The organism is Sphingomonas abaci, assembly GCF_014199625.1.
GTDB lineage: Bacteria > Pseudomonadota > Alphaproteobacteria > Sphingomonadales > Sphingomonadaceae > Sphingomonas > Sphingomonas abaci.
Genome location: NZ_JACHNY010000007.1, coordinates 1 through 23,038, shown reverse-complemented (window position 1 = coordinate 23,038; position 23,038 = coordinate 1). Strand labels below are relative to the sequence as shown.

At 65.5% G+C, this 23,038-nt stretch carries 41 protein-coding genes; 30 read left to right on the top strand and 11 right to left on the bottom strand.

The window, feature by feature from the left end; all coding sequences use genetic code 11:
* Nucleotides 1-294: 294 nt before the first annotated feature.
* The gene (locus GGQ96_RS15465) at nt 295-459 is read right to left on the bottom strand and encodes a helix-turn-helix transcriptional regulator (protein WP_425506708.1); all 165 of its coding nucleotides are present in this window, start codon (nt 457-459) and stop codon (nt 295-297) included.
* A 44-nt stretch (nt 460-503) separates the two neighbouring features.
* Here GGQ96_RS15465 and GGQ96_RS15460 point away from each other — a divergent pair, with 44 nt between their 5' ends.
* A complete protein-coding gene (locus GGQ96_RS15460) occupies nt 504-929 on the top strand; it encodes a tyrosine-type recombinase/integrase (protein WP_343059085.1) in 426 nt (141 codons plus the stop codon).
* Nucleotides 930-1,825: 896 nt separating this feature from the next.
* On the opposite strand, the gene GGQ96_RS15455 is transcribed toward GGQ96_RS15460, so the two are convergent.
* The 10 genes from GGQ96_RS15455 to GGQ96_RS15410 all read right to left on the bottom strand — a co-directional run bounded on the left by GGQ96_RS15455 (nt 1,826) and on the right by GGQ96_RS15410 (nt 6,675).
* Nucleotides 1,826-2,068, bottom strand: coding sequence for a helix-turn-helix transcriptional regulator (locus GGQ96_RS15455; protein ID WP_184116405.1), 243 nt, complete (start codon nt 2,066-2,068; stop codon nt 1,826-1,828).
* Nucleotides 2,065-2,391, bottom strand: coding sequence for a hypothetical protein (locus tag GGQ96_RS15450; protein WP_184116403.1), 327 nt, complete (start codon nt 2,389-2,391; stop codon nt 2,065-2,067). The genes GGQ96_RS15455 and GGQ96_RS15450 overlap by 4 nt, the downstream gene beginning before the upstream one ends.
* Entirely contained in the window at nt 2,391-3,170 is a 780-nt protein-coding gene (locus GGQ96_RS15445; RefSeq protein ID WP_184116401.1) for a hypothetical protein, read from the bottom strand. Before GGQ96_RS15445 ends, GGQ96_RS15450 begins: the two co-directional genes overlap by 1 nt.
* Nucleotides 3,167-3,631, bottom strand: coding sequence for a hypothetical protein (locus tag GGQ96_RS15440; protein WP_184116399.1), 465 nt, complete (start codon nt 3,629-3,631; stop codon nt 3,167-3,169). The genes GGQ96_RS15445 and GGQ96_RS15440 overlap by 4 nt, the downstream gene beginning before the upstream one ends.
* Entirely contained in the window at nt 3,628-3,954 is a 327-nt protein-coding gene (locus GGQ96_RS15435; protein WP_184116397.1) for a hypothetical protein, read from the bottom strand. Before GGQ96_RS15435 ends, GGQ96_RS15440 begins: the two co-directional genes overlap by 4 nt.
* Nucleotides 3,951-4,652, bottom strand: coding sequence for a hypothetical protein (locus GGQ96_RS15430; RefSeq protein ID WP_184116395.1), 702 nt, complete (start codon nt 4,650-4,652; stop codon nt 3,951-3,953). The genes GGQ96_RS15435 and GGQ96_RS15430 overlap by 4 nt, the downstream gene beginning before the upstream one ends.
* Nucleotides 4,653-4,665: 13 nt before the next feature.
* The gene (locus GGQ96_RS15425) at nt 4,666-4,914 is read right to left on the bottom strand and encodes a hypothetical protein (protein ID WP_184116393.1); all 249 of its coding nucleotides are present in this window, start codon (nt 4,912-4,914) and stop codon (nt 4,666-4,668) included.
* Nucleotides 4,911-5,207, bottom strand: coding sequence for a hypothetical protein (locus tag GGQ96_RS15420; protein WP_184116391.1), 297 nt, complete (start codon nt 5,205-5,207; stop codon nt 4,911-4,913). The genes GGQ96_RS15425 and GGQ96_RS15420 overlap by 4 nt, the downstream gene beginning before the upstream one ends.
* A complete protein-coding gene (locus tag GGQ96_RS15415) occupies nt 5,204-5,641 on the bottom strand; it encodes a hypothetical protein (RefSeq protein ID WP_184116389.1) in 438 nt (145 codons plus the stop codon). The genes GGQ96_RS15420 and GGQ96_RS15415 overlap by 4 nt, the downstream gene beginning before the upstream one ends.
* A gap of 332 nt (nt 5,642-5,973) precedes the next feature.
* Complete coding sequence (locus tag GGQ96_RS15410; RefSeq protein WP_246360642.1) at nt 5,974-6,675, bottom strand: LexA family protein; 702 nt, start codon at nt 6,673-6,675, stop codon at nt 5,974-5,976.
* Here GGQ96_RS15410 and GGQ96_RS15405 point away from each other — a divergent pair, their 5' ends adjacent.
* From GGQ96_RS15405 to GGQ96_RS21795, 29 genes are all read left to right on the top strand, one after another.
* Nucleotides 6,676-6,870, top strand: a complete 195-nt coding sequence (locus GGQ96_RS15405; protein WP_184116387.1) for a carph-isopro domain-containing protein — start codon at nt 6,676-6,678, stop codon at nt 6,868-6,870.
* On the top strand, nt 6,867-7,139 hold the full coding sequence (locus GGQ96_RS15400; protein WP_184116385.1) for a hypothetical protein: 273 nt from the start codon (nt 6,867-6,869) through the stop codon (nt 7,137-7,139). Before GGQ96_RS15405 ends, GGQ96_RS15400 begins: the two co-directional genes overlap by 4 nt.
* Entirely contained in the window at nt 7,129-7,635 is a 507-nt protein-coding gene (locus GGQ96_RS15395) for a phage regulatory CII family protein (RefSeq protein WP_184116383.1), read from the top strand. Before GGQ96_RS15400 ends, GGQ96_RS15395 begins: the two co-directional genes overlap by 11 nt.
* Nucleotides 7,636-7,672: 37 nt before the next feature.
* Nucleotides 7,673-7,933 (top strand): hypothetical protein, encoded by a 261-nt coding sequence (locus tag GGQ96_RS15390; protein WP_184116381.1) that lies wholly within the window; start codon nt 7,673-7,675, stop codon nt 7,931-7,933.
* A 17-nt stretch (nt 7,934-7,950) separates the two neighbouring features.
* Nucleotides 7,951-8,115 carry a hypothetical protein gene (locus tag GGQ96_RS15385; RefSeq protein ID WP_184116379.1) on the top strand — a complete coding sequence of 55 codons (165 nt, stop codon included), beginning with the start codon at nt 7,951-7,953 and terminating at the stop codon, nt 8,113-8,115.
* Nucleotides 8,112-9,293 (top strand): DNA polymerase III subunit beta, encoded by a 1,182-nt coding sequence (locus GGQ96_RS15380; RefSeq protein WP_184116377.1) that lies wholly within the window; start codon nt 8,112-8,114, stop codon nt 9,291-9,293. Before GGQ96_RS15385 ends, GGQ96_RS15380 begins: the two co-directional genes overlap by 4 nt.
* A gap of 83 nt (nt 9,294-9,376) precedes the next feature.
* Nucleotides 9,377-9,592: a hypothetical protein gene (locus GGQ96_RS15375; protein ID WP_184116375.1), complete on the top strand. Its 216-nt coding sequence runs from the start codon at nt 9,377-9,379 to the stop codon at nt 9,590-9,592.
* 19 nt (nt 9,593-9,611) lie between these two features.
* Nucleotides 9,612-9,995, top strand: a complete 384-nt coding sequence (locus GGQ96_RS15370) for a VRR-NUC domain-containing protein (RefSeq protein ID WP_184116373.1) — start codon at nt 9,612-9,614, stop codon at nt 9,993-9,995.
* Entirely contained in the window at nt 9,992-10,699 is a 708-nt protein-coding gene (locus GGQ96_RS15365) for a hypothetical protein (protein ID WP_184116371.1), read from the top strand. The genes GGQ96_RS15370 and GGQ96_RS15365 overlap by 4 nt, the downstream gene beginning before the upstream one ends.
* Entirely contained in the window at nt 10,674-11,180 is a 507-nt protein-coding gene (locus GGQ96_RS15360) for a hypothetical protein (RefSeq protein WP_184116369.1), read from the top strand. Before GGQ96_RS15365 ends, GGQ96_RS15360 begins: the two co-directional genes overlap by 26 nt.
* A gap of 14 nt (nt 11,181-11,194) precedes the next feature.
* Nucleotides 11,195-11,893, top strand: coding sequence for a hypothetical protein (locus tag GGQ96_RS15355; RefSeq protein WP_184116367.1), 699 nt, complete (start codon nt 11,195-11,197; stop codon nt 11,891-11,893).
* 367 nt (nt 11,894-12,260) lie between these two features.
* Nucleotides 12,261-13,001 (top strand): hypothetical protein, encoded by a 741-nt coding sequence (locus GGQ96_RS15350; RefSeq protein WP_184116365.1) that lies wholly within the window; start codon nt 12,261-12,263, stop codon nt 12,999-13,001.
* 108 nt (nt 13,002-13,109) lie between these two features.
* Entirely contained in the window at nt 13,110-13,457 is a 348-nt protein-coding gene (locus GGQ96_RS15345; protein WP_184116363.1) for an HNH endonuclease, read from the top strand.
* A 126-nt stretch (nt 13,458-13,583) separates the two neighbouring features.
* Nucleotides 13,584-14,006: a terminase small subunit gene (locus GGQ96_RS15340; RefSeq protein WP_184116361.1), complete on the top strand. Its 423-nt coding sequence runs from the start codon at nt 13,584-13,586 to the stop codon at nt 14,004-14,006.
* Nucleotides 14,003-15,529, top strand: a complete 1,527-nt coding sequence (locus GGQ96_RS15335; RefSeq protein ID WP_343059084.1) for a terminase large subunit — start codon at nt 14,003-14,005, stop codon at nt 15,527-15,529. Before GGQ96_RS15340 ends, GGQ96_RS15335 begins: the two co-directional genes overlap by 4 nt.
* Nucleotides 15,530-15,567: 38 nt before the next feature.
* Nucleotides 15,568-16,818, top strand: a complete 1,251-nt coding sequence (locus GGQ96_RS15330; RefSeq protein WP_221240017.1) for a phage portal protein — start codon at nt 15,568-15,570, stop codon at nt 16,816-16,818.
* Nucleotides 16,815-16,991 (top strand): hypothetical protein, encoded by a 177-nt coding sequence (locus GGQ96_RS15325; RefSeq protein WP_184116357.1) that lies wholly within the window; start codon nt 16,815-16,817, stop codon nt 16,989-16,991. The genes GGQ96_RS15330 and GGQ96_RS15325 overlap by 4 nt, the downstream gene beginning before the upstream one ends.
* Before the next feature lie 8 nt (nt 16,992-16,999).
* Nucleotides 17,000-17,614, top strand: a complete 615-nt coding sequence (locus GGQ96_RS15320; RefSeq protein ID WP_184116355.1) for an HK97 family phage prohead protease — start codon at nt 17,000-17,002, stop codon at nt 17,612-17,614.
* Nucleotides 17,615-17,642: 28 nt separating this feature from the next.
* The gene (locus GGQ96_RS15315) at nt 17,643-18,857 is read left to right on the top strand and encodes a phage major capsid protein (protein ID WP_184116353.1); all 1,215 of its coding nucleotides are present in this window, start codon (nt 17,643-17,645) and stop codon (nt 18,855-18,857) included.
* A 50-nt stretch (nt 18,858-18,907) separates the two neighbouring features.
* The gene (locus tag GGQ96_RS15310; RefSeq protein WP_184116351.1) at nt 18,908-19,207 is read left to right on the top strand and encodes a hypothetical protein; all 300 of its coding nucleotides are present in this window, start codon (nt 18,908-18,910) and stop codon (nt 19,205-19,207) included.
* A gap of 63 nt (nt 19,208-19,270) precedes the next feature.
* A complete protein-coding gene (locus GGQ96_RS15305; RefSeq protein WP_246360636.1) occupies nt 19,271-19,672 on the top strand; it encodes a hypothetical protein in 402 nt (133 codons plus the stop codon).
* Nucleotides 19,672-20,037 carry a head-tail adaptor protein gene (locus tag GGQ96_RS15300; RefSeq protein WP_184115721.1) on the top strand — a complete coding sequence of 122 codons (366 nt, stop codon included), beginning with the start codon at nt 19,672-19,674 and terminating at the stop codon, nt 20,035-20,037. The genes GGQ96_RS15305 and GGQ96_RS15300 overlap by 1 nt, the downstream gene beginning before the upstream one ends.
* Nucleotides 20,038-20,117: 80 nt before the next feature.
* Nucleotides 20,118-20,549 carry a hypothetical protein gene (locus tag GGQ96_RS15295; protein WP_184116349.1) on the top strand — a complete coding sequence of 144 codons (432 nt, stop codon included), beginning with the start codon at nt 20,118-20,120 and terminating at the stop codon, nt 20,547-20,549.
* The gene (locus tag GGQ96_RS15290) at nt 20,542-20,931 is read left to right on the top strand and encodes a hypothetical protein (protein ID WP_184116346.1); all 390 of its coding nucleotides are present in this window, start codon (nt 20,542-20,544) and stop codon (nt 20,929-20,931) included. Before GGQ96_RS15295 ends, GGQ96_RS15290 begins: the two co-directional genes overlap by 8 nt.
* A gap of 66 nt (nt 20,932-20,997) precedes the next feature.
* A complete protein-coding gene (locus GGQ96_RS15285; protein ID WP_184116344.1) occupies nt 20,998-21,423 on the top strand; it encodes a hypothetical protein in 426 nt (141 codons plus the stop codon).
* Nucleotides 21,424-21,456: 33 nt separating this feature from the next.
* Nucleotides 21,457-21,738, top strand: a complete 282-nt coding sequence (locus GGQ96_RS15280; RefSeq protein WP_184116342.1) for a hypothetical protein — start codon at nt 21,457-21,459, stop codon at nt 21,736-21,738.
* Nucleotides 21,735-22,157, top strand: a complete 423-nt coding sequence (locus tag GGQ96_RS15275; protein WP_184116340.1) for a GTA-gp10 family protein — start codon at nt 21,735-21,737, stop codon at nt 22,155-22,157. The genes GGQ96_RS15280 and GGQ96_RS15275 overlap by 4 nt, the downstream gene beginning before the upstream one ends.
* Complete coding sequence (locus tag GGQ96_RS21860) at nt 22,157-22,276, top strand: phage tail assembly chaperone (protein WP_184116339.1); 120 nt, start codon at nt 22,157-22,159, stop codon at nt 22,274-22,276. Before GGQ96_RS15275 ends, GGQ96_RS21860 begins: the two co-directional genes overlap by 1 nt.
* A gap of 10 nt (nt 22,277-22,286) precedes the next feature.
* Nucleotides 22,287-23,038, top strand: a 752-nt coding sequence (locus GGQ96_RS21795; RefSeq protein WP_184116337.1) for a phage tail length tape measure family protein, incomplete at its 3' end; no start/stop codon positions are given.

Genomic DNA, 23,038 nt, shown 5'->3' with positions numbered 1-23,038 from the left:
TGGCTATACCAAGGAGGTCAGAAGGCTTCTTGCTGAAGCCGGCTGCCACTACGAGCGAGAAGGGAAGGGCGACCATGAAATATGGTACTGCCCTTCCGTCAAACGCCACGTCACCGTAGATGGTAATATTAAATCTCGACACACTGCAAATGGCACACTTACCGACGCGGGGCTGAAGAAGAAATTCTGAGTTTGCCCGTGCGGACAGACATGTGCCTTATAGTTGCTTCCTTCAGCCGATTAGCTATTTTCGTCTAGCTGCATTGCTGAGCGATGCCTTCGGAAGGTTGCTGGTTAAGCCGCCTTGGCCCTGATCGCATCCACCCAACACCGCACCCCGGCCTCACTCCAGCGCGAGGCGAACCCGCCCGGCTTGTACGGGGCAGGGAATAACCCCTGTCGGATGAGCTGGTAGGTGCGGCTGCGCATGAGGCCGGCGATCTGCTCGACGCGCGCGATCGGGATGAGCCGGTCGTCGACGGAAGCGTCCCCAGGGTGGCGAGGTGCTGCGCACGGTGCGGCTGCTGTCCGGCGGCCTGCCGTGCCTTTTCCCGAGCGAGCGCCACACGCATAAGCCGATCAGCGAAAACACGCTGCGTGCGCTGCTGATCCGAGCCGGTGATTACCAGCGCCATGTTCCACATGGTTTCCGCGCGGCCTTCTCGATCTGCATGAACGAGCGCGCCGACCGGCTATGGCGCGAGGCGGGGCACAAGGATGCGTCACCCGACCGAGCGATCATCGACCTCATGCTGGCGCATATCCCCGAGAACAAGGTCGAGGGTGCGTACAACCGGGCGGCCTATATGCCCCGGCGGCGCGAGCTAGCGTGTGAGTGGGCCGACCTGATTAGCGAGGGGCTAGGGGCTCCGGCAGAGCAGCTCGGGAAGCCGATCCGCGATGCAGCAACGGGACCGAGGCGAGAGTAACCAACGCTTGTCACGAAACGCGCTCAGCGGGAGCCTGACCACGGTGACGAGGCAGGCGCGGTATAAGCATGAGAGGCGTCGCTCTATTGCCCATGCTTAGGGCCAGAAACTTCAGGTTTCCGACGAAAGAGGCATATTCGCGTTCACAAATAATTACTGTAAGCAAACATTACTATCGGTGTTGCAATATTGCCACATTGAAATCTGCAAGCCATCAGCATGTACGAAATGCGCTCGACTTCTGATTTGTGGTTATCAATAATCGCTATCGACATGATTTGGGCCGGAGCTGTGGCGGCTCCGGCCCGGATCATCCGCTAAACGAATGCAATCGTCGGCGGAACGGCTGTGGTAAGCGATAGGAGAGTACTCTCTTCGCATGACGGGTCAAGGCGATTGCCAACTGAAGGCAATTAGATGGCAAATTATATCGTTTCGTATGACCTAAACGGCTCCACTCCCACCCATAAGGAGATGGATGCGTATATCTCGGCCAATGTGAAGTGGACCCGAGGTCGCATTCTGGAAACCGTCTGGTACATTGGAACTAGCGACTCAAAGTCTGTCGTTTTCGATTACTTTAATAAAATACTCAGCAAGAACGATCGCTTGCTTGTTGTAAGCTGTAGCGATGCTTCTTGGCGCAATCTGATTGTCAATGATGAAAGCTTCCGAAGCGAGTGGAACGCTAATTGGTAGAAGGCTGCCTTTAGCTGCTATAGCAAGGGCATCCTTTTATCTTCGCTTATGGCATGCTGTAAGAGGCATTTGTAGGAAAGCATTGTGCATTCAGCCGCATGGCGCCTGAATGCACAATGCCCATCCTTGATCAGCAATCAACTGGCACGTTATTTTTGACGATCAGTCATACGCCTCTAATCAAATGCGGAACGTCGTCATGCTGCCTTCGCCTTGAGAGAATCGACCCAGCCGCGAACCCCAGCCTCGCTCCAGCGCGAGGCAAACCCGCCCGGCTTGTACGGGGCAGGGAACGACCCCTGTCGGATGAGCTGATAGATGCGGCTGCGCATGATGCCGGCAATCTGCTCGACGCGCGCGATCGGGATGAGCCGGTCGTCGGCGGCGGTGGCCGGCGGCAGCGCCGCCAGGGCGGCGAGGTGCTGTTCGCGGGCGGTCATGCTTGGGGTTCCTTCTGCTCGAAATCAGCCTGCGCCAATTCGATGGCGCGCTCGATGATGCTGCGGTGAGCCTCTCGAAAGGCTCGGGTGAGGTAGGGGCGGACGTGCTCGACGTTTGCGGTGGCGTCGGCGATCGGCCGAAGCTGGTCGGGCAGCACGCCGCTCGTGATCGGGACGCGCGGTCCGCTACCGGACTTGCTGAGCGCGTGGTCACTGAACCAGCCCAGCGCGAGTGCCGCGCTGCCGCGCCGCTTGAGCGCGTCGGCCTGCTGGGTGATCCGCTTATGCTCTTCGGCGACCGAAATGGGATCGATCTGGCGCATTATGCCGCTTCCTCCGGGACGGGCGGCAGGTCGCTGGGGACTGCCTGGCCACGTGCCCAGGCCTCAAACGCCGCCTGATCGCCTACGCAGCAGCTCCAATGGGGCTTGCCACCGTGATACGTCGACCGGTGGTCCCAGCGCAGGGTAGCGGGCGCGCTTTTCATCCCGGGGAAGCGGAAGGCGACCACAGCTTGCCGAGGCACCAACCGGCCGGCGGCGTTGCGGGTGACATAGACATGAGGGCGCTGGAACCGGTCACCGCCGTCAACGATCTCCGCATCAGGGAAGCGGCGCAGCACAATGGCCTTGAACCGGGCGGCAATGCGCGCTTCGATGCGACGCGTCTCCGCCCGCACTATCTGCCATGCTGCCTCACAGGCCGCATCGCAGAAAACTGCGCTATGCTGAGTGCCGACGATCATCGAAGGCGTCCATTTGCGGCGGCGGCGTGCCTGGCGCAGCATGTCGGACAGGCAATCGTGTTGGCCTTCCTGCCAACGATCGCTCAAGTCCTCATCAATCCGCACGCCGCAGCAGGTGCATTCGAAATGCCAACCCTGCTCGACCATGACGGACGCGGGCACGATGCCGGTGTCCGCAAAGCGGTCAGCCCAGGGTGCTCGCTTGCAACTCACATAGCTGAGTTCGCCGTCACCATACTCGTTCGCCCCGGCCTTACGGGCCGTGATGGCGTGGCGGGCGAAGTAGATGGCTCCGCTCTGCTCATCGTGCTCGTTGACGGCGTAGGCCTTGAGCGGCTTCGTCGCGATCGCGTTCATGAGCGATCCTCTTCCTTGGCTTGAGCAAAAACGGGCCAGTCGGCATCGGCGGCGATACTGAACCGCGCGCCGCAGCAGCCGTCCGTGTCGCACCCGACCTCCGCGCCCCGACGCCAGCGGGCATATCGCAGCGCGCCGCCGCAGTTCGGGCATTTGACTGTGCCGGACGTGCGCAGCGGGATCGGCGAGGGCAGCGCGCGAAGAGCAGCCGCCAGGCGGGATTGCGACGCTTCGACGGCGGCGCGCCATGCGGCCCGCTCTTGGTCGGTATATTCCGCCCGATCGCAGCACGCTCCCCGAGGCTCGGGCATACAGGGCATCGCCGCGCCCGGCGCGCTCATGTCGTGCCCGGCTGCGCAGTGCGGCCCGCTGTCAGGCAGGGTGATCGGCAGCTTGTAGGAATAGTGCCGGCAGTGCTTGCTCGCCTTCGGCGGGCGCGGGAAGGCTAGATGCGCAGTCATGCCGCCGGACCTCCGACAGTGTCCGGATGTGTCATCTCGGCTGCGGCCTTCTCACACAGGGCAGCGATGCGCGCACGTGCGTTGGCAATGTGCGCCTCGACCACCGGCACCGCCAACGACCATGATACCTGGTACATGGTGCGGCTGCTGTCACCGGACGGGACGCCGAGCGTCAGGCCATCCTGACGGCGGCCAAAGGCGTCGCGAATGTCGGGCGCGGTGTAGCGCTCCTTCGCCTTGTCCAAGTCGGCGAGCAGCTTCTCGCCAGTTTCGACTTCGCGATAGGCGAAAGCGATGTCCCGGGCGGTTTCGAACGAGATCATGCTGCCATCCTTTCGAGTTTTTCGGCGTAGGCGCGCACCCCTGACCATTCGTCGGGGAGCCCCGCGAAGAGCGGCTGCCGGTAGCGGTGGTGGTTCTGCGCCAAGCTAGTGCTGTCGCAGCTCGCGAATGGATAATCGCCGCCTACCAAGACGCCGCGCAGCATATGCGTGACGGGCCACCGGTTTCCGAACAGCGCGTCGACCTCATCCATCCGTCGGCGAAAGGCGTCACAGCCGACCGGCTCGCGCTTCGGGTCGCCGATCCAGCCCAGGCATACACGGTCGAACCGGTCGCAGAGGCGGCCCAGGCGATCAATCGGCCCGTCCATGTGCCAGACGGGCGCGCCTCGGGCCGGACCGAACGGCCACTCGTTCACCAAGCCATCATTCATCTGCGACGGCGCGGCGGGCTTGTCAGGAATGACCGCCCAGCGGCCCGGTTCGAACAGCCGCGCTTCCAGCCATTCGAAATAGACCGACCACTCCGACCGGCCCGCATCCATGGGGTCGACGCCGGCGCGCAGCGACTGCATCCAGAACGAGAAAGCGCCGTTGTCGAACATGATGAAGGGGCTGATCGCCTCCACGTCCTGCACGCTGTCGGGGCGGAAATAGCTGACGCAGAATGCCCGGCCGGAAACGGCCATCAGGGCGGCGCGCGGCGTCAGCGGCGTGCCGTGATAGACCAGCGCCATCATGCGGCCTCGCCAGTCATGGGCGCACCTGAATGGCTGGCTCGGCAGCGGCCTCGACGCGGCGGAGCTGGGGGAGGGGTGCCGGCACGTGGGGCGTGCCCGAGGCGGCTGGAGAACGGAGGAAGCGGGGCAGGACCGGCGCGATCGCGGCGGCGATCTTCGCGCGGTTGGGCGCGATCGTGACCCACAGGGCATAGACGGCATAGCCGCCCATGAAGGCGATGCAGGCGACACCGAGCGCCCAGGCGGCGAATGGGCCGCTCACAGCGACGGACCCTTGAGGTTGCCCGTCACCGCATAGGGCTCGCCCTTCTCGATGATCTCGCCGCGCTGCAGGCCGACCTTGCGCTGCTCGCGGGCGTGCGTCTTGACGGTGCCGGGCAGCCACACGGGCTTGCGCGGCGCGACCAGCCGGCCGACGCCGGGGAGCGTCACGCCCTTGCCCGTGCGCAGCACGGCCGGGATGGCGGCAAACACGCGGTCGACGGCGGCGCAAGCCTCGTCTTGCCCCATACCGGCGGCCACCATCTCGGCGACGATCAGAGGATCGGCCCTCATGCGCGCAGCGCCTGGAATGCGATCAGCGCGTTGTTGGCGGCGACGCGGGCGCGCGTGGTCCGCTCGACTGCCGCCTGGGCACGGCTGCGGCGCAGGTGCGCGATGCGATCGTCGGCGGTGGCGACATGCACCATGTCCGACAGCGCGCGCTCCAAATCGTGCGGCGACGGCTTCGGGCCGCGCCCGACCAGGCGGGCGGCCTCGGTGACGATCAGGCGGAGCGCATCGGGCTCCATAGCCAGCCGGCCGGCGCGCACGTCGAAGATGGCGAGCAGGTCCTCAATCTGCTCGTTGAGCTGATCACGGACAGAGTCGGCAGTCTGCGGCGGCAGGTCGTCGCGGCGCTTCTCGGCCGCCAGCAGTTCGGCGGCAATCGGGGCGAGGTCGTCAATCGCCTGGGCCAGGTCGGGGTCGTAGTTGGGTGCCGTAGACATCGGCGGGGCTCCATGCCGCGTGATGCGGCGATGGGCCTGTTATGCGGTTATCGCAAACTCCACGTCAATCAAAATATTTGCGATATCAGCAAGTGGGTAGACAGCGCCTCCGTTTTGTTCCCATTATGTTTCCCTAGGTTAGGTCTATCGGAGATGCGGCGTGGCGATTGTGTACCGGGTAACAGCGTTCGGAGAGGCGCGCGCACCCTGGCGGACAAAGAAGCAGCACGCCCTTCAAGACGCCGTTCTACTCGGTTTGGCAGAGCGTGACGAATGGGGTCAGCTCTATCTCGACGCCCCGGTGCGCATCGAGTGGGCGCACGACGAAAGCATCAGACAGACCGCCTAGGAACGTCTCTCATCATGTACGAGAAAACGCGCCCTTCGATCGTCACAGGTTCCGACCCGAGCAAGATTTCTCGATGAGCGGGATTGCTTGAGCAGGGAACCAGGCGCGCTGGACCGTCCTGATATTCTTTGAATGTGGTCTCGCCGTCGGCTGATCGAACGATGTACCGGAAGCCTGGCCAAAGCTTCCGCTCGTCTGGATCAACGATGACCTGCGAGCCGTCTGGAACTATCAGGTCCATGGAGTCGCCTTTAATGGTCAGTCCATAGGCTCGCGGAGGTACATCGGGGTCGGTCACGATGATCCGCCCGCCGCTCCTTTGGCTCCTGGCATCAAATGCGCCCGCCGGGACCTCACCTAGCAATGGGATAGAGCGAAGGGCCAGTCTATCCTCTGAACCGGGTTCGGGGGCCAGCTCGGACCTTATCGCGTCCATTTCTGCGATCTTGAATTGCCGCTTACCGGCGAGCGACTTCGATAGATGTGTTTCATCCATCCCAACCGCGTCGGCGAGGTCGCGCTGGCTCATGCCCCTGAGTCGTAATTCGCGCTTGATGTCATCCGGCTGCATCAGCGTATCAAGCCGGTCGCTGCGAATATCGCAATCGCTGAAATCGCAAGAATGTGCTTGCGTCTGACTTGCGGATATCGCAAGATGACGGTCATGGATCGTTTGGCAAATCATGTGATCGATGCCCTGGGCGGCACCACGGCTGTTGCGCGGTTGGCGACGACGCCCGTTTCTACCGTCCATAGCTGGCGGAAGAACGGCATCCCGGCATCGCGGCTCGCGCATCTCAAGCTGGCCGTCGCAGTCGCCAAACCGTCCATCGACATCGACGCGATCGTCAGCGGCGTGACCCAGGCCGCCGCCGCGTGATCGCCGCCACCCCCTTTCCCCAGCTTCGCGGGCTTTTTCCTCTCGCCCGCGGAGACGCCGTGCCGGCCTTTCAGGCCGACCAGCATGGCAACCTCCCTGCTGACTACGCCGGCAGCGCTGTTCTCAAGGCGCGCGCTGCCGGCGGCTTTTCGGCGGAGAGTGAGCGTCATCATGGCGCAGGTTTTAACCGGCGGATCACCGCCGCCGCAGCGGGAAAGGAAACTCATGTTTCCCAGCCCGCAGAACAGGGTTCGAACGATGGACAATAAGCTCCCCAGCGACGAGCAGCGCCTCGCCGCCGCCACCAAGCGCGCGATCCAAGCGGCCGGCGGCCTCAAGGTCTGCGAGGACGAGACGGGCACGTCCGATAGCCAACTGTCGCGCTGCTGCTCGCCGAACCACCGCGACAGCATCACCGTGCGCGACGCGGTGAAGATCGAGACGATCGGCCACGGCGAGAGCGGCCACCCGCACATCATCAACGCCATGGCGCGGATGCTCGGCGGCGTGTTCATCATGCTTCCCGAGGCGGTGACCGACGATCGTCAATTGCAGTTGACCGTTCTCGAACTGTCGAGCGAGCTGGGCGACGTGTCGCGCGCCGTGTCGGATGCCATCAGCGGCGGCAGCGCGGGCGGGGCGGACGTGACGGCGGCCGAGGCGTCCGTCGTGCTCGACCATCTCGCCGACCTGGATCGCGCCAGCGCGCGGCTCCGCCACCAGCTCGAATGCATCGCCAAGGGGGCAGCCACCCCCGCCCTTTGAGGACCTGAACGCGGGCTCGCCCGCAAGGAGTGACACTATGGCCGCCAAGACTGGCGCGGCAGCGGCGACCACCGCTTCCGCGAGCGTAAATCCGCGTCCCGCGCACCGTATTGCGCCGACGACCCTGAGCCCGGCGGCAACGCCGGTGGATGACGGCAAGATCGTCACCGCCGAGCGCAAAGCTGCGACCGATGGATGTCGCGCGTTGCTCCGTGCGCAGTTGAAGGCCGGCGCGCATTGGCTGCGCGATCCGCGCGACTTCGCGGCGGCCTGCGCCAGCGTCGGCCTGCTCGCGTGATCCCATACGACGCCCCCATGATCCGCACGCTCATTCGGCAGATGCCGGTCGAGCGGCTGGCGCGGGTGCGTCCCTCCGATTTCTATCGGTGGCCGGTGACTGCGATCACGCCGACCCCCGTCATCGAAGAATTGATCGCGAATGAGCAGACGCGTCGCGCTGCTCTCAAGCAGGGAGAATGACTGTGAATATGGAAATCGCCTCTGCCGACTTTCGGCGCGCCGTGAACCTGGCCAGCAAGGTCATCGAGCGCCGCAACACCATACCGATCGTGGGCATGGTGCATTGTCATGCCAACGGTGCATTCGAGGTCACCGGCACCGACCTAGATATGGCGCTCGTTGCTGCCGTGCCGCGCACGCCGGGCCCTGATGCTGACTTCGTCATGCAGCACCCGGCGATGGTTGCGACCGCTGTCGGCGTCTCCGGCGACAAGATGGTCGCTGCCCATATCGATGACGGCAAGCTGCTCCTGAAAAGCGGCTCACTCGACGTCACAGTGGGCACGATGCCGACGGACGACTTCCCTCTGGATTTGGCCCGCCCGCTGACTGAAACCTTCGCAGCGACGTTGTCGAAGGCGGACATCGCGGCAATCGCGCGTGTCAAGGACGCTATCTCGACAGAGGCGACGCGCTACTATCTCAATGGCGTCCGCTTGCGCCCAATGGGGCCGACCACGATCCGCGCGGAGGCGACCGACGGACACCGCTTGTACATGGTGGACATCGAGGCCCCGGACGCTGTTGGCGCGCTGCCGGACAGCGTCATCATACCGCGCAAAGCGGTCGGGGTGCTTATCGATCTGGCCAAGGGCGCGGAGGAAGGCGTCCGCCTAATTCTCGGCTCGGTCGCACCTGCCAACAAGATGGAAGGCATCGCACCGGCACGCCCTGGTGCGCTACGCTTCGGTTTCACTACCCGCAGCGGCGGCGCGGACCTGCGCTTTTGCTCGCAGCTCATCGACGGCACCTATCCTGATGTAACGAAGGTCATTCCGACCCACAGCGACAAGCAGGCGCTTTTCAACGTTGCCGACCTGCGCCGGGCGATCGCCGGCATCACCGGCCACAGCAAATTCGACCGGGCAGTCAAAATCACTTTCAATGCCGACAGCACGGCAACTCTAACCGCCGCCTACCTCAGCTTGGAACTGTGCGCGAAGGTCGTGGTGCCTTGCCAGCACACTGCCGAGGGGTTCTCCATTGGCTTCAACGGCGGCTACCTGGCGTCGCTCTTAGCGGCGAGCCGTGGCGACGAGATCGTGTTCGGCATGAACGACGAAGCCGCGCCAGCGGTGGTGCGCAACCCGGCGGACACGGCTTGGTCGGCAATTCTCATGCCGATGCGGGTGGACTGATGAGCGCCTCCGCCTCCACGACAAATCCTGTCGCCTGCACCGCTAAAGCGGCTCACTCGGCAACATCGTTCAGCGTCGCGCGAATGATGGGGCTCACCACCGCCGCGACCATGCTGGGCGGGCAGGGGGAGCTTGCCGAGGCGCTGGGCATCCAGCCGCGCAGCCTGCGCGCAAAGTTCTCCGCCGAACGAGGGGTCAGCAGCGCCGACCTTCGCTCGGCGGCGGACGCTCTCGACCGGCAGGCCAAGCGCATCATGGCGCACGCCGAGAAGCTGCGCGCCGAGGCGGCGGCAGGTTGATGGGCAAGGGCCGCAATCGGTGACCCGCATCCGCCGCCAGTCGCCTCCGAAGCTCGCCGAGCGCCCGATCCAGCGTGCCAACATCCAGTTGCTCGCCATGATGGGGTGCCACGCCGTTCATACGCCCAACGGGTCACACCTGGCCGGCGACGCGGTCGCGCGCGCCAAGCAGACGGCGGCGTTGAAGGGCGACGGCGTGCGGCCGGGCTTCCCCGACCTGACGGTGCTTGACCAGCGTCAGCCGCGTGTCGGCTTCATGGAGGTGAAGCGGGAAGGGCGGGTCGACCTCGACCCCGATCAGGTTTGGTGGCGGGACGAGCTGCAACGCCTGGGCTTTCCCTGGGCGCTGGTGAACACGCCCGACGGCGGCGCGGTGGCGCTGCGCTCATGGGGGTGGCGGTGAGCACTGACCTGTTGGCGCGCCTGATCGCCGCCGGAACCCCTGCCGAACTGATCGCCGAGGTTGCGATGCTCGCCGCGCGCGCCGCCGATGCCGACAAGCGCGTCGCCGACGCGATCGAGGCCGCGCACCAGCCGAGCAAGGGCGCGCTGCGGATGCGGCGGCACCGTAAGCGTCACGCAGCGTCACAAAGCGTCACATGTGACGCCGTCACCGTCACATGTGACGATAGTGACGCACAAGTGACGCTTGGTGACGCCAACCCCGCCCCCGCCCCCTCTCCCCTTTCTTCCCCCCAGACCCCCCAACAAACCCCACACCCCCACCCCCACCCGGAAGGGTCTGACGCACGTACGCGTAAGGCCCGGTCCGCGCCGTGGCCCTGCCCCGAGGGGGTGGACCCGGCGCACTGGGCGGACCTGCTCACCAACCGGAAGTCGAAGCGGCTGGCGAACACGGCCACCGCTCATGCCGGCCTGCTGCGCGATCTGGCCAAGCTGTCGGACGACGAGTGGCCGCCCGGCCGGATCGTCCAGCACGCCGCAGAGCGCGGCTGGGGAGCAATCTTCGACCCTCGACCCAAGCAATCGACTGGAAGCACCAATGGCCACCGAGATTACACACCACGACGCAGCGGCAACGGGATGTTCGATGCCGTCGTTGACGCAGAGCGCGCGGAACGTGCTGGACCGGGCTTTCGAGCCTGACGCGGTGTTCACGGCGCGCGAGATCGCGCTGATTGAGCCGATCGCGCGGGCTGTCGCCACGCCGCAGCCGGCCGGCGAGCGGTACATCCGGCAGTCGCTGGGCGGCCTGTCGGTGGCCCTGCCGAGCCAGGCGACCGACACCGTGGCCGGCACCCTCAAGCTCAACACCTATATGGCCATGCTGGCGGGGTGCGACGAGCGGGCGCTGGCATATGCCTGCCGCCGTTGCCTGGACGAACTCGACTGGATGCCGACCATCCACCAGATCAAGGATCGCATGGCGAAATGGGTCAGCCCGGAAGAGGCCGCGATCCGCCGGGCGCGCGCCATCATACGCGCCGGCCGCCGGGCTCCCGAGGAAGGCGATGTCGCCGCCATTCCGCCGGAGGAGGTTGACCGGGTCAACGCCTTCCTGCGCACGCGCGGCATCGCCACGCAATTCAGCCCCGACGGCACCACCTTTCAGGCGCAAGCCGCGTGACTGGAGCAACCGATATGACCGACATCGAATGGGGCCCTGCGATCGCCGTGGATGGCAAGCGGCCGGGGTTTGTGCGGGATGATGACATTTTCCAAGCGGGTGGGGGTGGCTTCGACTGGTATGGCAACCTGTCGAACGGAACTCCGCACATTTGGAACCAGTCGCCAAATCGCGAGCCAAACTGGAATGCTGTAGATCGCATCCGCCTCCCCTCCGACCATCCGCATTACCGTCAGCCCGCCACGATCGACTGGAGCAAGCCCATCGAGGCTCTGCATGAGGATGGGCGGGTTGTCGCTGTCCGCCGTCTTTTTTCTCCGCCGGGCACGTATCATGTAGGCCCCCACCTTGAGGGCGGTTGGTTTGCCTTCGACAGTGACGGAAAGCATATTACCCGCCACTGCCCTTGGCGCATCCGCAACGTCCCCCAGCCCACCCCCCAGGCAGACACCAAGCCTGACCTGACGGCGCGCAAGAACGCCATGACGGTTGCCGAGGTGCGTGAGATGCTGGCTCACGACGAGGCGACGATCATCGCCACGTTGATCGATTGGGGCTTTGCGCTACCCGAGCCGGCGGACCCTGACGAAGAGGCGGTGCAGTCGATTTTGGCTAGCTGGAACGCCAACGAGTTGGAGACAACCGAAGACGCTATCCGCGAGGCTGTCAGATACGGCCGTGCCCTCGCCCTTGCCGGGGAGAAGGAGGCGTGAGCGGCCGGTTTCGTCACGCGGTGGTCAGCGCAACTGCGGCAAGTCTCGCGGCGATGGCAGCATCAATGCCAACGGACCTAATCTGGCTCCTGCCGGTGCTCATGTTCGCCGCTGTGCTGAATGGCCTTGTCGCCATCATGCCGGAGGAACCCCGCCCATGACCCACCCCCAGACACAGGATGGCGAGGCGCAGATCGAAGCGGCGCTGGCTGGCCAGCAGGCCACCTGACCAGCAGACAACATATACCGGGATGGGGCACGAATGACGAAGCGTAAGGACAAGGCGCAGCAGCAACTTCTAGCGGCGGCCCGGCGGGCGCTGGCGGCGCGTCATGCCGCATCGCCGGTCCCGGCCTATAACGGGAAGGTGGCGCGGATCGACGCGGCGCGGAGTCGCGCGCGCCGGGCAGAGATCGCGCCGCCGCCGGAGCAGATGAAGCGGGTGCCGTTCATCGAAACGGACATCAACGAGCATTCGCTCGGCTATGACGAGGACGGCAAGCCGTTCGTGACGAAGGTTCGCATCGGCCGGGCGTTCCAGCGCCAGGCCCGGTTCGAGACGATCGACGGCCTGACGCCGCCGCAAATCCACGCCCTGCGGCGCTATAGGCGCGCTTTCGACGTGTCGGAGGTGTCTCCCGTAAAGAGCGCGCTAGACATCGGGCAGGGTGGCGATGGCGGCGGCGTGGAAGGGGTGCTCACGCGCCTTGAAGTGCTGGCGTCGGCGGGGCAGGCGCTGCGGCAGATTGAAGGCCTCGTATCGCCGGACCTGCTCGGCGTGCTGCGGGCGGTCGCGCTGGACGACCTCGACTTTAAGACGATCGCGGAGGCGCGTTGGGGCAATGCGACTGGTCGGCGGCGCGAGCTGGTCAAAGATCATTTCATGCTCGCCGTCGACCAGCTCACCTATGCCGTGGCCCGCCGCGTCGCCACGGCTAGGCAAGAGGCGATGGACGACCTGATGATACTAGAGGTGGGAGGTCAGCCGGTCCGGCATGTGACCGTCGACCCGGCCTTTCTCGATGAAAAGGGGCATATGCGCCCCTATGCTGACATCGCGGCCATCTTGCGTGGCGCTGACCTTGAGGACGCAACCGCCACGGAGTGATGATGGGGCTTGCCTCGGGGCACGAAATGGGTCATGAGGATCACCGTTAGAGATTTGCCCGGTGCCGAGAGGTTGCCGGGCTTTTCCGTTTATGGAGGCGGCCATGTAATGGTGCAGCGCCTGAGAGGTCGGGCGGGCCAAGCCCAACGCGCCCGCCGCCTCGCCCGCACCGATGGCTTATGTGAGCGGTGCGATGCCGACGACCGCGTGACGCTGGCGACGGTGGTCGATCATATTGTGCCGCTGGCGAAGGGCGGGACCGACGAGGACGACAACACGCGCAACCTCTGCGACCCTTGCCACAGGGAGGTAACCGCTGAACAGTTCGGGCACGCCAGGCAAGTCGCGCTCGGCGCTTGCGACGTGAACGGCTGGCCGACCGATCCCCGGCACCCCTGGAACGCATCGTCGGGCGACCCCCTCGGGGTGGGGGGAGGCAAAAAGTCGGGGGGCTGACCGGCCGGACACCGACGCACTCACGAATTTCATTGCTAATACAGTTTTTGCTTTACGACCGAACAGGAGCGCCCCGGTATGGCCCGACGAACGCGCATCGACAGCGCGGCCGGGGCGGTGGAGGCCATGGCGGCAGCGACGCGCGACCTATCTCCGCCCGCGCACGTCAAGTTTCGAACCGCTGACTGGCCCTTTTGGGATGCCATCATCAAGGAACGCGCCAAGGGCGAGTGGTCGGAGGCGGACCTTGTGGTGGCCGCCAACCTGGCCCGCGCCATGGCGGATGCCGAGCGCATCGCGGAGATGACGACAGGCCGCAATGGCGCGGTGAAAATCCAGACGCTGATGAACAGCATTGCCGCGTCGGACAAGCTGGCGCGCCGGATCGTCACGCTACGCCGCGCGCTCCAGATCGACAGTCGAGCGAAGCACGGCGAACAGCGTGACGTGGACAAGCGCCGAGCCCAGGCGATGGAGATCGAGGGCGGGCACAACCCGCTTGCCGATGATGAGGACGGCCTGCTTGCAAGGCCGCCCACCATCCAGTGAAGCCCAAGCCGTTGACGCGCGGCGAACGGGTCATCGCGTTCATCCACAAATATTGCGTCGTCCCAGAGGGTAAGCTGGTCGGCAAGCCGGTCGAGCTGATCGACTTCCAACGCCAGTTCATCCTCGACGTTTACGACAACCCTGCCGGCACGACCGAGGGCATCCTGTCGATCGCGCGGAAGAACGGCAAGTCGGCGCTTATCGCCTGCATCCTATTGGCGCATCTGGTCGGGCCAGAAGCCCGGTTGAACAGCCAGATCGTGTCCGGCGCGCGGTCACGCGATCAGGCCGCGCTGGTGTTCAAGCTGGCGAGCAAGATGGTCCTGCTCAACCCGGCGCTGAAAAAGCTGGTTCGCATCGTGCCGTCGGGCAAGACGCTGATCGGCCTGACGATGAACGTCGAATTTCGCGCGCTGGCGGCCGACGGCCATACCGCGCACGGCTTGTCGCCGGTGCTGGCGATCCTTGACGAGCTGGGGCAGGTTCGCGGCGAGCAAGACGACTTTGTCGAGGCGATCGAGACGGCATCGGGCGCGTATGACGACGCCTTGCGCCTCATCATTTCGACCCAGGCACCGACCGATGCCGACATGCTGTCGATCAAGATTGACGACGCGCGCCGGTCGAATGATCCGAAAATCGTTGCCCACGTCTACGAAGCGCCTGAAAAATGCGAGGTGCTGGACGCGAAGGCGCACCGAGCCGCTAATCCGGCTCTGGGTGCGTTCCGATCGCAGGTGGAATTGGACGCTGCCGCGCAGAAGGCGTCGCGGATGCCGAGTTTCGAGAATGGCTTTCGCAACCTCTACCTGAACCAGCGTGTCAACCGGTTCTCGCCGTTTATCTCGCCCAGCATCTGGGGTGCGACAGGCGGCGAGGCGGAGGAAGAGGCGTTCCTGAAAGGGCGTGTATTCGGCGGCCTCGACCTTGCCGAGACTACCGACCTTGCCGCCTTCGTGCTGGGCGCTGAGTGGCAGGAAATTTGGCACTACCGGGCTTGGTTCTGGAAGCCGGCCGACACCTTGAAGGATCACGCCAAGCGTGACCGTCGTCCCTACGACAAATGGGCTGATATGGGGCTGATCGAGACGCCGCCAGGTGTCGCGATCGACTACGCCTATGTCGGCCACAAGATGGCGAGCATCTGCCGGCCCTATAATGTCCTCGGCATCGGCTACGATCGACACCGCTTCAAGACGCTGGAGGCGCAGTTCCAGAAGATCGGCGTCGAGTTGCCGTTCCAGCCCTTCGGGCAGGGGTTCGTTTCGATGGCTCCCGCCATGGACGTTACCGAGATCGACTTCCTGAACGCGAAGGTTCGCCACGGAAACAACCCGGTCCTGACCATGTGCGCTGCGAATGCCGTGGTGAAGCGGGACGAGGCCGGCAATCGCAAGCTCGACAAGAGCAAGTCGACGGGCCGGATTGACGGCATGGTCGGCCTGGTCATGGCGCGCGGCACGGCGGCGCTCGCTACGCAAGAGGATACCGTCGATGAATGGATCAGGAGTCTTGCGTCGTGAACGGCTATAAGCTGTCGCGCCGGGCGGCCGAGGCGGAGGTGCGCAGCGCCGCCAGCCGTGGGCTGCCGATCGAGGCGAAAGCCATCCTGTCCCTGGCCAGTGGCCTGGAGCCTGGGCAGCAGGACGGCAACAACCTTCGCGCCGGCCTCGTCACCACGGAGCGCTATAGCGACGCGGGCGGCGCGCGTGGCGAGGCGACGGGGCTGTCTGCCACCTGGGCCTGTGTCAGTTTCTGGGCCGGTAACATCGCCTCGCTGCCGGCTGCGCCGCAGCGGCGCGGCCCTGGCGGTGTCCCGGTCGATGATACGTCGCACCCGCTCTATGGCTTGTTGCACGACAGCCCGAATTACGACCAGTCGGCATTCGATTTCTGGGAATACATGGTCGGCAGCATCGAGTTGCGCGGCAATGCCTATGCGGAAATCGTGCGGCGCTCCAACGGCTCCATCGTTTCGCTGACACCTATCTCGGCCGATGTCATGATGGTCGCCCGCCGGCAGGATGGGGCATTGGAATACCGCTGGACGGACCTGACCGGCCCGCGCGTGGAGCTTCAGGACAAGGTGCTGCATATTCGCGGGTTCGGCGGAACTCCGCTTGGCGGCGTATCGCCGTTGAGTGCGTGCCGGCAGGCATTCGCGGCGGCGGTGGCGACCGATCGCGCCGCTTCCACGATGTTCGCAAACGGTGTCCGCCCGTCAGGCGTCATGTCGACCGACAAGGTTCTGACCGGCGACCAGCGGCCGACCCTTGAGGCCCTTCTGCAAGAGAAATTTGTCGGCGCGGTCAATGCCGGGCGGCCGATGCTGCTCGATAACGGGCTGAAATGGGAACAGCTCACCATCGACCCCAGCGACGCGGAGATGCTGGAAAGCCGGCGGTTCAGCGTCGAGGAAATCTGCCGCGTTTTCGAGGTGGACCCGCATCTGGTCGGGCAGACGGTCGGCAACACCGCGCTTGGTTCGAGCATCAAAGACCAGACCCGGTCCGTCATGGTGTTCAAGATGCGCAAGCGGTTGAAGCGCATCGAGGGCGCACTGTGGAAGCAACTGCTAACCCCGGCTGATCGCGCGGCGGGGGTGTCGATCAAGTTCAATGCCGAGGCGTTCCTGCGCGCGGATAGCGCCGGCCGCGCCGACTATTACGACATCATGCAGCAGTTCATGACCAAGAACGAAATCCGCGCACTGGAGGGCTTGCCGCCGATTGATGGCGGCGACGTGTTGATGGCGCAGATGCAGGACGTGCCTTTGTCGCGGGCCATTCGTGGAACCCAGGGGACATCATGACCGACCAGCAGAACGAAGCCGACCGTATCGCCAAGCTGAACGCGGCGGGGGTCATTCCCATGACGGCCGAGGAAATCCTTGCCGGCACGCAGGCGGGCATTCCCCGCCCCTCCTTCCTCAAGGACCACGAAGACGATGGAACCGTCGACGTGGTCGATCCCCACGCGAGGTAGCGACCATGTTGGACGAACTGGACATCGCACTCGACGCCAAGTCGATTGACGACGACGGCAATATCGAGGGCCTTGCCGTCGGATACGGCGATACCGACCATGGCGGCGACATCGTCGCCCCTGGCGCGGTGCTGTTGGAAGGCCGGAAGAGCCTGCCGATGCTGCTGCACCACGATCGCAAGCGCCCGGTCGGCGTCTGGACCACTTTTGACGACCGCGCGGATGGCTTGCACGTCAAGGGCCGGTTCGGCACGTCCGCTGCTGCTCGCGAGGCGCGCGAGGACGTGCGCCAAGGCATCATCACCGGCCTGTCGATGGGGTTCGTCACCCTCAAACGCCGGTTGGAGGGCAAGTCCCGTCACCTGTTGCAGGTCGGGCTACACGAAATCTCGCTGGTAACCGTGCCGATGAACAATCGGACCCGGATCACCGGTTTCAAGGACATCCTGGGCGGCGGCGAACTGCCCACCGTCCGCGATTTCGAGGATCACCTGCGGGATGCCGGTTTTTCTCGTTCCAAGGCGACGGCGATGGCCGCCGCCTGTGCGCCGCATCTTCGGGGGGAGCCCGAGGCGAAGGCGATAGACGAGCTGCGCGAGTTCCTGACGGCCCTGCGCGGCTGATCTTCATCTCTGCCGAAAGGGCAACCCAATGACGACTGACACGAAGTCGGTGGCCGAGATGGCCGCCGAAACCAAAGCGCTGTTCGAAACCAAGCACAACGAGGTCAAGGGCATCGCCGAGCAGGCGCTTGCCGAGGCGCAGCGCGGCATTCCCATGTCGGAAACCGCCAAGGAACTCGCCGATCAGGCGCTGACGGGCATGAACGAGGTCAAGTCCCGCCTGGACGACCTCGAGCAGAAGGCGGCGCGGAACGGCGGCGCGGGCGATGTCGAAACCAAGTCCATCGGGCAGCAGTATGTCGAGAGCGACGAGTACAAGTCGGCTTTCGCCAACGGCGTCCGCGCCGGCCGCAACGCAGGCATCGAGGTCAAGGCCATCACGTCGCTGACGACCGATGCCAATGGCTCGGCGGGCGACCTGGTCCGCTCCGATCGCATCCAGTCGCCTATGCAGATGCTGCCGAACCGCCGGCTGACCATCCGCAACCTGATCGCGCCCGGTCAGACCGCCTCCAGCTCGGTCGAATACGTGCAGGAGACGGGCTTCACCAACAACGCCGGGATGGTGGCGGAAGGAACGCTCAAACCCGAGTCGACCCTGAAGTTCGACCTCAAGACCGCCCCCGTGCGCAAGATCGCGCACTGGTTCCTGGCATCGTCGGAAATCCTGTCCGACGCGCCCGGGCTGCGGTCGATCATCGACAACCGGCTGCGCTATGGCCTCGCGTTCGTGGAGGACGTGCAGTTGCTCAAGGGCGACGGCACCGGGCAGAACCTGCTCGGCATCAAGCCCCAGGCGACGCCCTATGCCGTGCCGACCGGCCTGACCGGCTTCGCCGCGCCGACCATGATCGACAAGCTGCGCATCGCCCAGCTTCAGGCGGCGCTCGCGCTCTATCCCGCCGACGGTCAGGTGCTGCACCCGATCGATTGGGCCATCATCGAAATGATGAAGGACGGCGATGGCCGCTATCTGATCGGCAACCCACAAGGGACGCTGGCACCGACCCTGTGGGGCCTGCCGGTGGTGCCGACGATGGCGCAGACTGTCGGCGAGTTCACGGTCGGCGCGTGGAGCATGGGCGCGCAATTGTTCGATCGTGAACAGTCGGGCGTGCTGGTGTCGACCGAGGACGGCGACAACTTCCGCCGGAACATGGTCACGATCCTCGCCGAAGAGCGCCTGGCGCTCACCACGTACCGCCCCGAAGCGTTCGTGGACGGCAAGTTCGCCAACGCCTGATGACCAAGGGGAGGGCAATTCGCCCTCCCCAAGCACTGGAGGTCCGATGAATGGCCGAGCAGAAGCGCTACACCGTCCACCGTTCGATGCATGGCGACGGGAAGGACTACGAAGCCGGCGACACCCGCCTGATGGCCGAGGCCGATGCGGCCGAGCTGGTCAAGCTCGGTGCCCTGTCTTTGGAAGGCGAAGAACCGGCCGCCCGCGAACCGGCCATGCGCCACACCTTCGGCACCGAGCCGAGCAAGCTGAACACCGAGGGCTATACGGTCGCCACCGGCGACGGTGTCAGCCTGAACCGCGACACCCCGGCCGCCAAGCCGGTGCGGCGAGCTAAGGCGGAAGCCTGACGAGTTCGGGGCCGGTTTCTTCCCCCTGGGCCGGTCCCGAAACCACAATGATGAGGTGCGGTGATGACCATCGATCAGATGCGCGCCGCCCTTGGTCTTGGCGCGGATGTCTCCGATGCTGAGGTGCAGGCCCGCTACGCGAGCCTTGTGGCCAGTTGGTCGCAGGCCGAGGCGAGCGCTGCCGAGCCCGCGATCAGCATGGAGTCGGCGCGCCGGCAGCTTCAATTTGACGAGGATGATACCAGCCAGGACGAACACCTAAGCGAACTGCTCGCTGATGCCATTGGCTGGGTTGAGCGTCGCACGGGATTGCTTCTGACCGTCGACAGCCCCCGCAACATGCGCCGCGCGGCCCTTGTGCTGCTGACCGCCTACCATGACGATCGGGAAGGCGGCGACGTGCTGGCGAAGGCTGAGGCGAGCGCTGGGCGGCTATGCGATAGCTGCAGGGTGATGGCGATCTAATGCCGCTCCGCACCCTTTCCAGCCGCCTCAAGGATCGCGTGACGATCCAAGAGAAAGACCTGATCGACAACGGCAAGGGTGGCCGCAGGCCGCGCGATCCCGCCGCGCCGTGGAAGGACCTGGCGCGCGGTGTCGCGGCCGAGGTCATCGCTCTGCGCGGCGATGAGGCGCTCCGCGAGGGGGTGGAGCGCTCCACCCGCCTGTGGCGCGTCACCATCCGCGCCCGCCGTGGCCTGTCACCCGCCATGCAGATCGTCTGGGATGACCCGGTGATGGGCGCGACGGCGATGAACATCCGGACCATGGCCCCGAATGAGGCCCGGGACGGCATCGTCATGACCTGCGAAAGCGGGGTGACCTCCTGATGGCCCGGCGGCCAGTCAAGGGCATCGGAAGGGTCCGCAAGCTGCTTCGCCGGCTGCCGGACGCCGTCGCCGGCGAGATCGTGGTCGAGCTGAACGTCACCGGCCGGCAGATGAACCAGGCCGTGCTCGCCAAAGCGCCGCGCAAGTCGGGGGCATTGAGGGCCGGCATCTCCTACAAGGTGCTGCCCAAGTCCCTCCGGCTGCAAGTCGGCCTGCTCGGCACGCGAAAAGGGCAGTCCAAGCTCTTCTATGGGCGCATTCAGGACCTGGGACGCAAGGCGCAGGTCGTGTCGGTCCAACGGTTCAAGGCGGGCGTCAAACGCGAGTATGATCGCGCTGGGCGCAAGTCGGGCGGCGGCCTGACCAGGCGATACCTCATGAAGGTCCGCGCTATGGCCCCCAAGCGGTTCGTGACCGGGCGTTATCCAGACCTCCGCCGCGCCTTGCGGGAAAACCTGCGGGGCATCTTCGCCCGCTCGCTGCAATCCATATCGGGAGCCGGTGATGAGTAGCGCGAAATCGGTCGTGGAGGCGGCGGTGTTCGCCGCCCTGGTCGCAAAGGTCACCGGCGCGACGGTCTATCAGGACGCCCCGGAGAACGCCGAGGGCGACCTCGTCATCATCGGTGACATGAAGAGCGCGCGCCTGCCCGGCAAGGAAGCGAGCGCCGATCGTAGCGTTACGCTCTCAGTGGTCGCGATCGTCAACGCCGAAGAGCGCGCACCGCTCCTGGCGCTGCAAGAGCAGTGCGACGAGGCGCTCGATGGAACCGAACTCGACGTGCCCGGATGGGTGATCCGAGGCCAGTTCGATGACGACGACGCCGTTCTTTCCGATGACGGGGCCTCCTACACGGGCGTCTCTTCCTACACCTTCCTCGCGCTCGCGGACTGAGCGCCACCACCTTTCCACAACCCTGCCGCGCCTCGCCAGCGCGGCTTTTCGCATGGGAGAAGACGCATGGCGAAGAAGCTCGCGAATGATTATCGGCTGTTCCTGCGCGGATCGGACGGAACGACGTTTTCGCAGCCGGCGGGGCAGGGCAACCTGACCAAGAGCGGTGGCAAGAACTTCACCTCGAACGCGACCAAGGACACCGAGGGCTACGACACCCAGCAGCCCGGCCTGAAGACGCTGACGCTCAAGCAGGACCTCATCCCGTCGCTGCCCGATCCGACCGGCTACACGCGCATGGAGACGCTCGACAAGTCGAACGCGGTCGAGGTCTATCAAATCCGCAAGAAGCCGTTTGCGGCGACCGACGTGGTGTTCGAGGCGGCCATGTACACCGGCCTCGATGACACCGGCTTCAACCAGGGCGCGAGCGTCACCGTCGGCGTGACCCTGACCCTGGCGGAAGCGCCCACGGTCGACGCGCTCGCCTGATCCGGCGCGCCCCCTCTCACCCGGAGAACACCCATGAAGATCGCAGGCAAGGACGTGAAGATCACGCCGCCCAAGGACCTGAATGACCAGCTCGTCGCCGCGACCGGCTGCGGCGCACACGAAATCGAGACGGTGCTGGCGGCCGGTCCCGACCGGGCGGCGCGCGCTCTCCGCCCGTTTCTGGAGCCCGACTTCCTGCCGGGTCCGGAACTCGCGCGCGCGATCGCGGCCGATCCGGCGCTGATCGACGACATCCGCGCGCTCTATGCCAAGCCGAGCGCGCAGCAGCCGGCGGCGGGGGGCGAGGCCAAGTGAGCGACGCCCGGCAGCCGGTGGCCGATCGGGGTGAGGCGTCTCTCACCCTCGCCGGCACCGTGATGGGCCTCCGCCCCAGCTTCGAAGCGCTCGACGCCATCGAGAAGACGCTCGGGCGCGGCCTGGTCGACCTTGCCACCGCAGCCATCCATAAGCAGTTGCGGATGTCGGAGACGGGCCAGATCGCGTGCGAGCTGATCCGTGCTTTCGGCCGCGATGCAGACGATGCCGGCGCGAGCAAGTCGACCGCGCCGCGCGTGACCGAACTCATCATGGCGAGCGAGGGTGGCCTGCTCGCCGCCATGCAGACGATCGGCGGCGTTCTCGCGATCGCGGTGAACGGTGGATACGACACCCAGGGAAACCTGAAGCCGCCGACGACGACGATGACGACGGACGAAGCCCCCGTCGGCGGCTGATGGGCGCGGCGGCTGCCGCGCTCGGGTGGCGGCCGCGTGAGTTCTGGGCGGCCACGCCGCCAGAGTTCTGGGATGCGATGAACGGGTACGAGCGGATGAACCGCGTACCGGACGAATAGGGGGCGGCCTGTGGCGGACAATACCGAACGGCTGCTCCTTCAGGTGGACGCCGCGACCGAGCTTCTGCGGCGTCATCTCGCCGAGGGCGAGCAGCCGCTGTCGCGTTTCGAGCAGCGCGCCGCGAAGATGTCGGAGAACGTCGACAAGTCGATCGCCGACATGGGCAAGCGGTTCGGTCCGCTGGCCCAACTGGCGGAGGACTCGGCGAAGCGCGCGCAGCGGGCGTTCGAGGACAGCTTCAGCGACATCCAGAAGATCGCGGCAAAGGCGATCGAGGCCCCCACCATCCGGGGCGGGGTCAACATCGGCGCGGCCGATGCGCGCGCGGCGGCCGAGAATGCCCAGCGACAGGCCACCGCAACCCGCCTGGTCGCCGAGGCGGCGGAGCGGGCGGCGGCCGGCGAGGGTGTCCTGACCGAGCGCACGCGCCTGTATGTGCAGGCGGCGCGGGCGGCAGCGCTGGAGGCCGAGCACCATGCGGTCGAGCTGGCGCGGGAAGCCGGCGCGCTGGAGCGGGTCGAGATCGAGCTCAACCAGGCCGGCGCGGGGGCGCAGTTGCTGGCGCTCCGGCAGCGCGGGGCGACGAACAGCACCGGCGCGCTGCGGGCGGCGATGCAGGGCGCGTCGTACCAGGTGCAGGATACCTTCACCCAGCTAAGCATGGGCGCGAACGTCCTGCAGGTGGTGGCGATCCAAGGCGGGCAGATGGCCGGTCAGTTCGCCAACATCGAGGGCAAGGCGGGCAACCTCGCACGTTTCAT

Bases quoted from the DNA above. Each gene is read 5' to 3' on its own strand.
- GGQ96_RS15415 (WP_184116389.1), bottom strand. From the start codon at position 5,641: ATGTCTACGGCACCCAACTACGACCCCGACCTGGCCCAGGCGATTGAC.
- GGQ96_RS15380 (WP_184116377.1), top strand. From the start codon at position 8,112: ATGACTGTGAATATGGAAATCGCCTCTGCCGACTTTCGGCGCGCCGTG.
- GGQ96_RS15420 (WP_184116391.1), bottom strand. From the start codon at position 5,207: ATGAGGGCCGATCCTCTGATCGTCGCCGAGATGGTGGCCGCCGGTATG.
- GGQ96_RS21860 (WP_184116339.1), top strand. From the start codon at position 22,157: ATGGGCGCGGCGGCTGCCGCGCTCGGGTGGCGGCCGCGTGAGTTCTGG.
- GGQ96_RS15395 (WP_184116383.1), top strand. From the start codon at position 7,129: ATGGACAATAAGCTCCCCAGCGACGAGCAGCGCCTCGCCGCCGCCACC.
- GGQ96_RS15430 (WP_184116395.1), bottom strand. From the start codon at position 4,652: ATGATGGCGCTGGTCTATCACGGCACGCCGCTGACGCCGCGCGCCGCC.
- GGQ96_RS15355 (WP_184116367.1), top strand. From the start codon at position 11,195: ATGACCGACATCGAATGGGGCCCTGCGATCGCCGTGGATGGCAAGCGG.
- GGQ96_RS15345 (WP_184116363.1), top strand. From the start codon at position 13,110: ATGGTGCAGCGCCTGAGAGGTCGGGCGGGCCAAGCCCAACGCGCCCGC.
- GGQ96_RS15375 (WP_184116375.1), top strand. From the start codon at position 9,377: ATGATGGGGCTCACCACCGCCGCGACCATGCTGGGCGGGCAGGGGGAG.
- GGQ96_RS15410 (WP_246360642.1), bottom strand. From the start codon at position 6,675: ATGATTTGCCAAACGATCCATGACCGTCATCTTGCGATATCCGCAAGT.
- GGQ96_RS15285 (WP_184116344.1), top strand. From the start codon at position 20,998: ATGGCGAAGAAGCTCGCGAATGATTATCGGCTGTTCCTGCGCGGATCG.
- GGQ96_RS15310 (WP_184116351.1), top strand. From the start codon at position 18,908: ATGGCCGAGCAGAAGCGCTACACCGTCCACCGTTCGATGCATGGCGAC.
- GGQ96_RS15300 (WP_184115721.1), top strand. From the start codon at position 19,672: ATGCCGCTCCGCACCCTTTCCAGCCGCCTCAAGGATCGCGTGACGATC.
- GGQ96_RS15280 (WP_184116342.1), top strand. From the start codon at position 21,457: ATGAAGATCGCAGGCAAGGACGTGAAGATCACGCCGCCCAAGGACCTG.
- GGQ96_RS15385 (WP_184116379.1), top strand. From the start codon at position 7,951: ATGATCCGCACGCTCATTCGGCAGATGCCGGTCGAGCGGCTGGCGCGG.
- GGQ96_RS15340 (WP_184116361.1), top strand. From the start codon at position 13,584: ATGGCGGCAGCGACGCGCGACCTATCTCCGCCCGCGCACGTCAAGTTT.
- GGQ96_RS15290 (WP_184116346.1), top strand. From the start codon at position 20,542: ATGAGTAGCGCGAAATCGGTCGTGGAGGCGGCGGTGTTCGCCGCCCTG.
- GGQ96_RS15455 (WP_184116405.1), bottom strand. From the start codon at position 2,068: ATGACCGCCCGCGAACAGCACCTCGCCGCCCTGGCGGCGCTGCCGCCG.
- GGQ96_RS15435 (WP_184116397.1), bottom strand. From the start codon at position 3,954: ATGATCTCGTTCGAAACCGCCCGGGACATCGCTTTCGCCTATCGCGAA.
- GGQ96_RS15325 (WP_184116357.1), top strand. From the start codon at position 16,815: ATGACCGACCAGCAGAACGAAGCCGACCGTATCGCCAAGCTGAACGCG.
- GGQ96_RS15450 (WP_184116403.1), bottom strand. From the start codon at position 2,391: ATGCGCCAGATCGATCCCATTTCGGTCGCCGAAGAGCATAAGCGGATC.
- GGQ96_RS15445 (WP_184116401.1), bottom strand. From the start codon at position 3,170: ATGAACGCGATCGCGACGAAGCCGCTCAAGGCCTACGCCGTCAACGAG.
- GGQ96_RS15390 (WP_184116381.1), top strand. From the start codon at position 7,673: ATGGCCGCCAAGACTGGCGCGGCAGCGGCGACCACCGCTTCCGCGAGC.
- GGQ96_RS15440 (WP_184116399.1), bottom strand. From the start codon at position 3,631: ATGACTGCGCATCTAGCCTTCCCGCGCCCGCCGAAGGCGAGCAAGCAC.
- GGQ96_RS15305 (WP_246360636.1), top strand. From the start codon at position 19,271: ATGACCATCGATCAGATGCGCGCCGCCCTTGGTCTTGGCGCGGATGTC.
- GGQ96_RS15315 (WP_184116353.1), top strand. From the start codon at position 17,643: ATGACGACTGACACGAAGTCGGTGGCCGAGATGGCCGCCGAAACCAAA.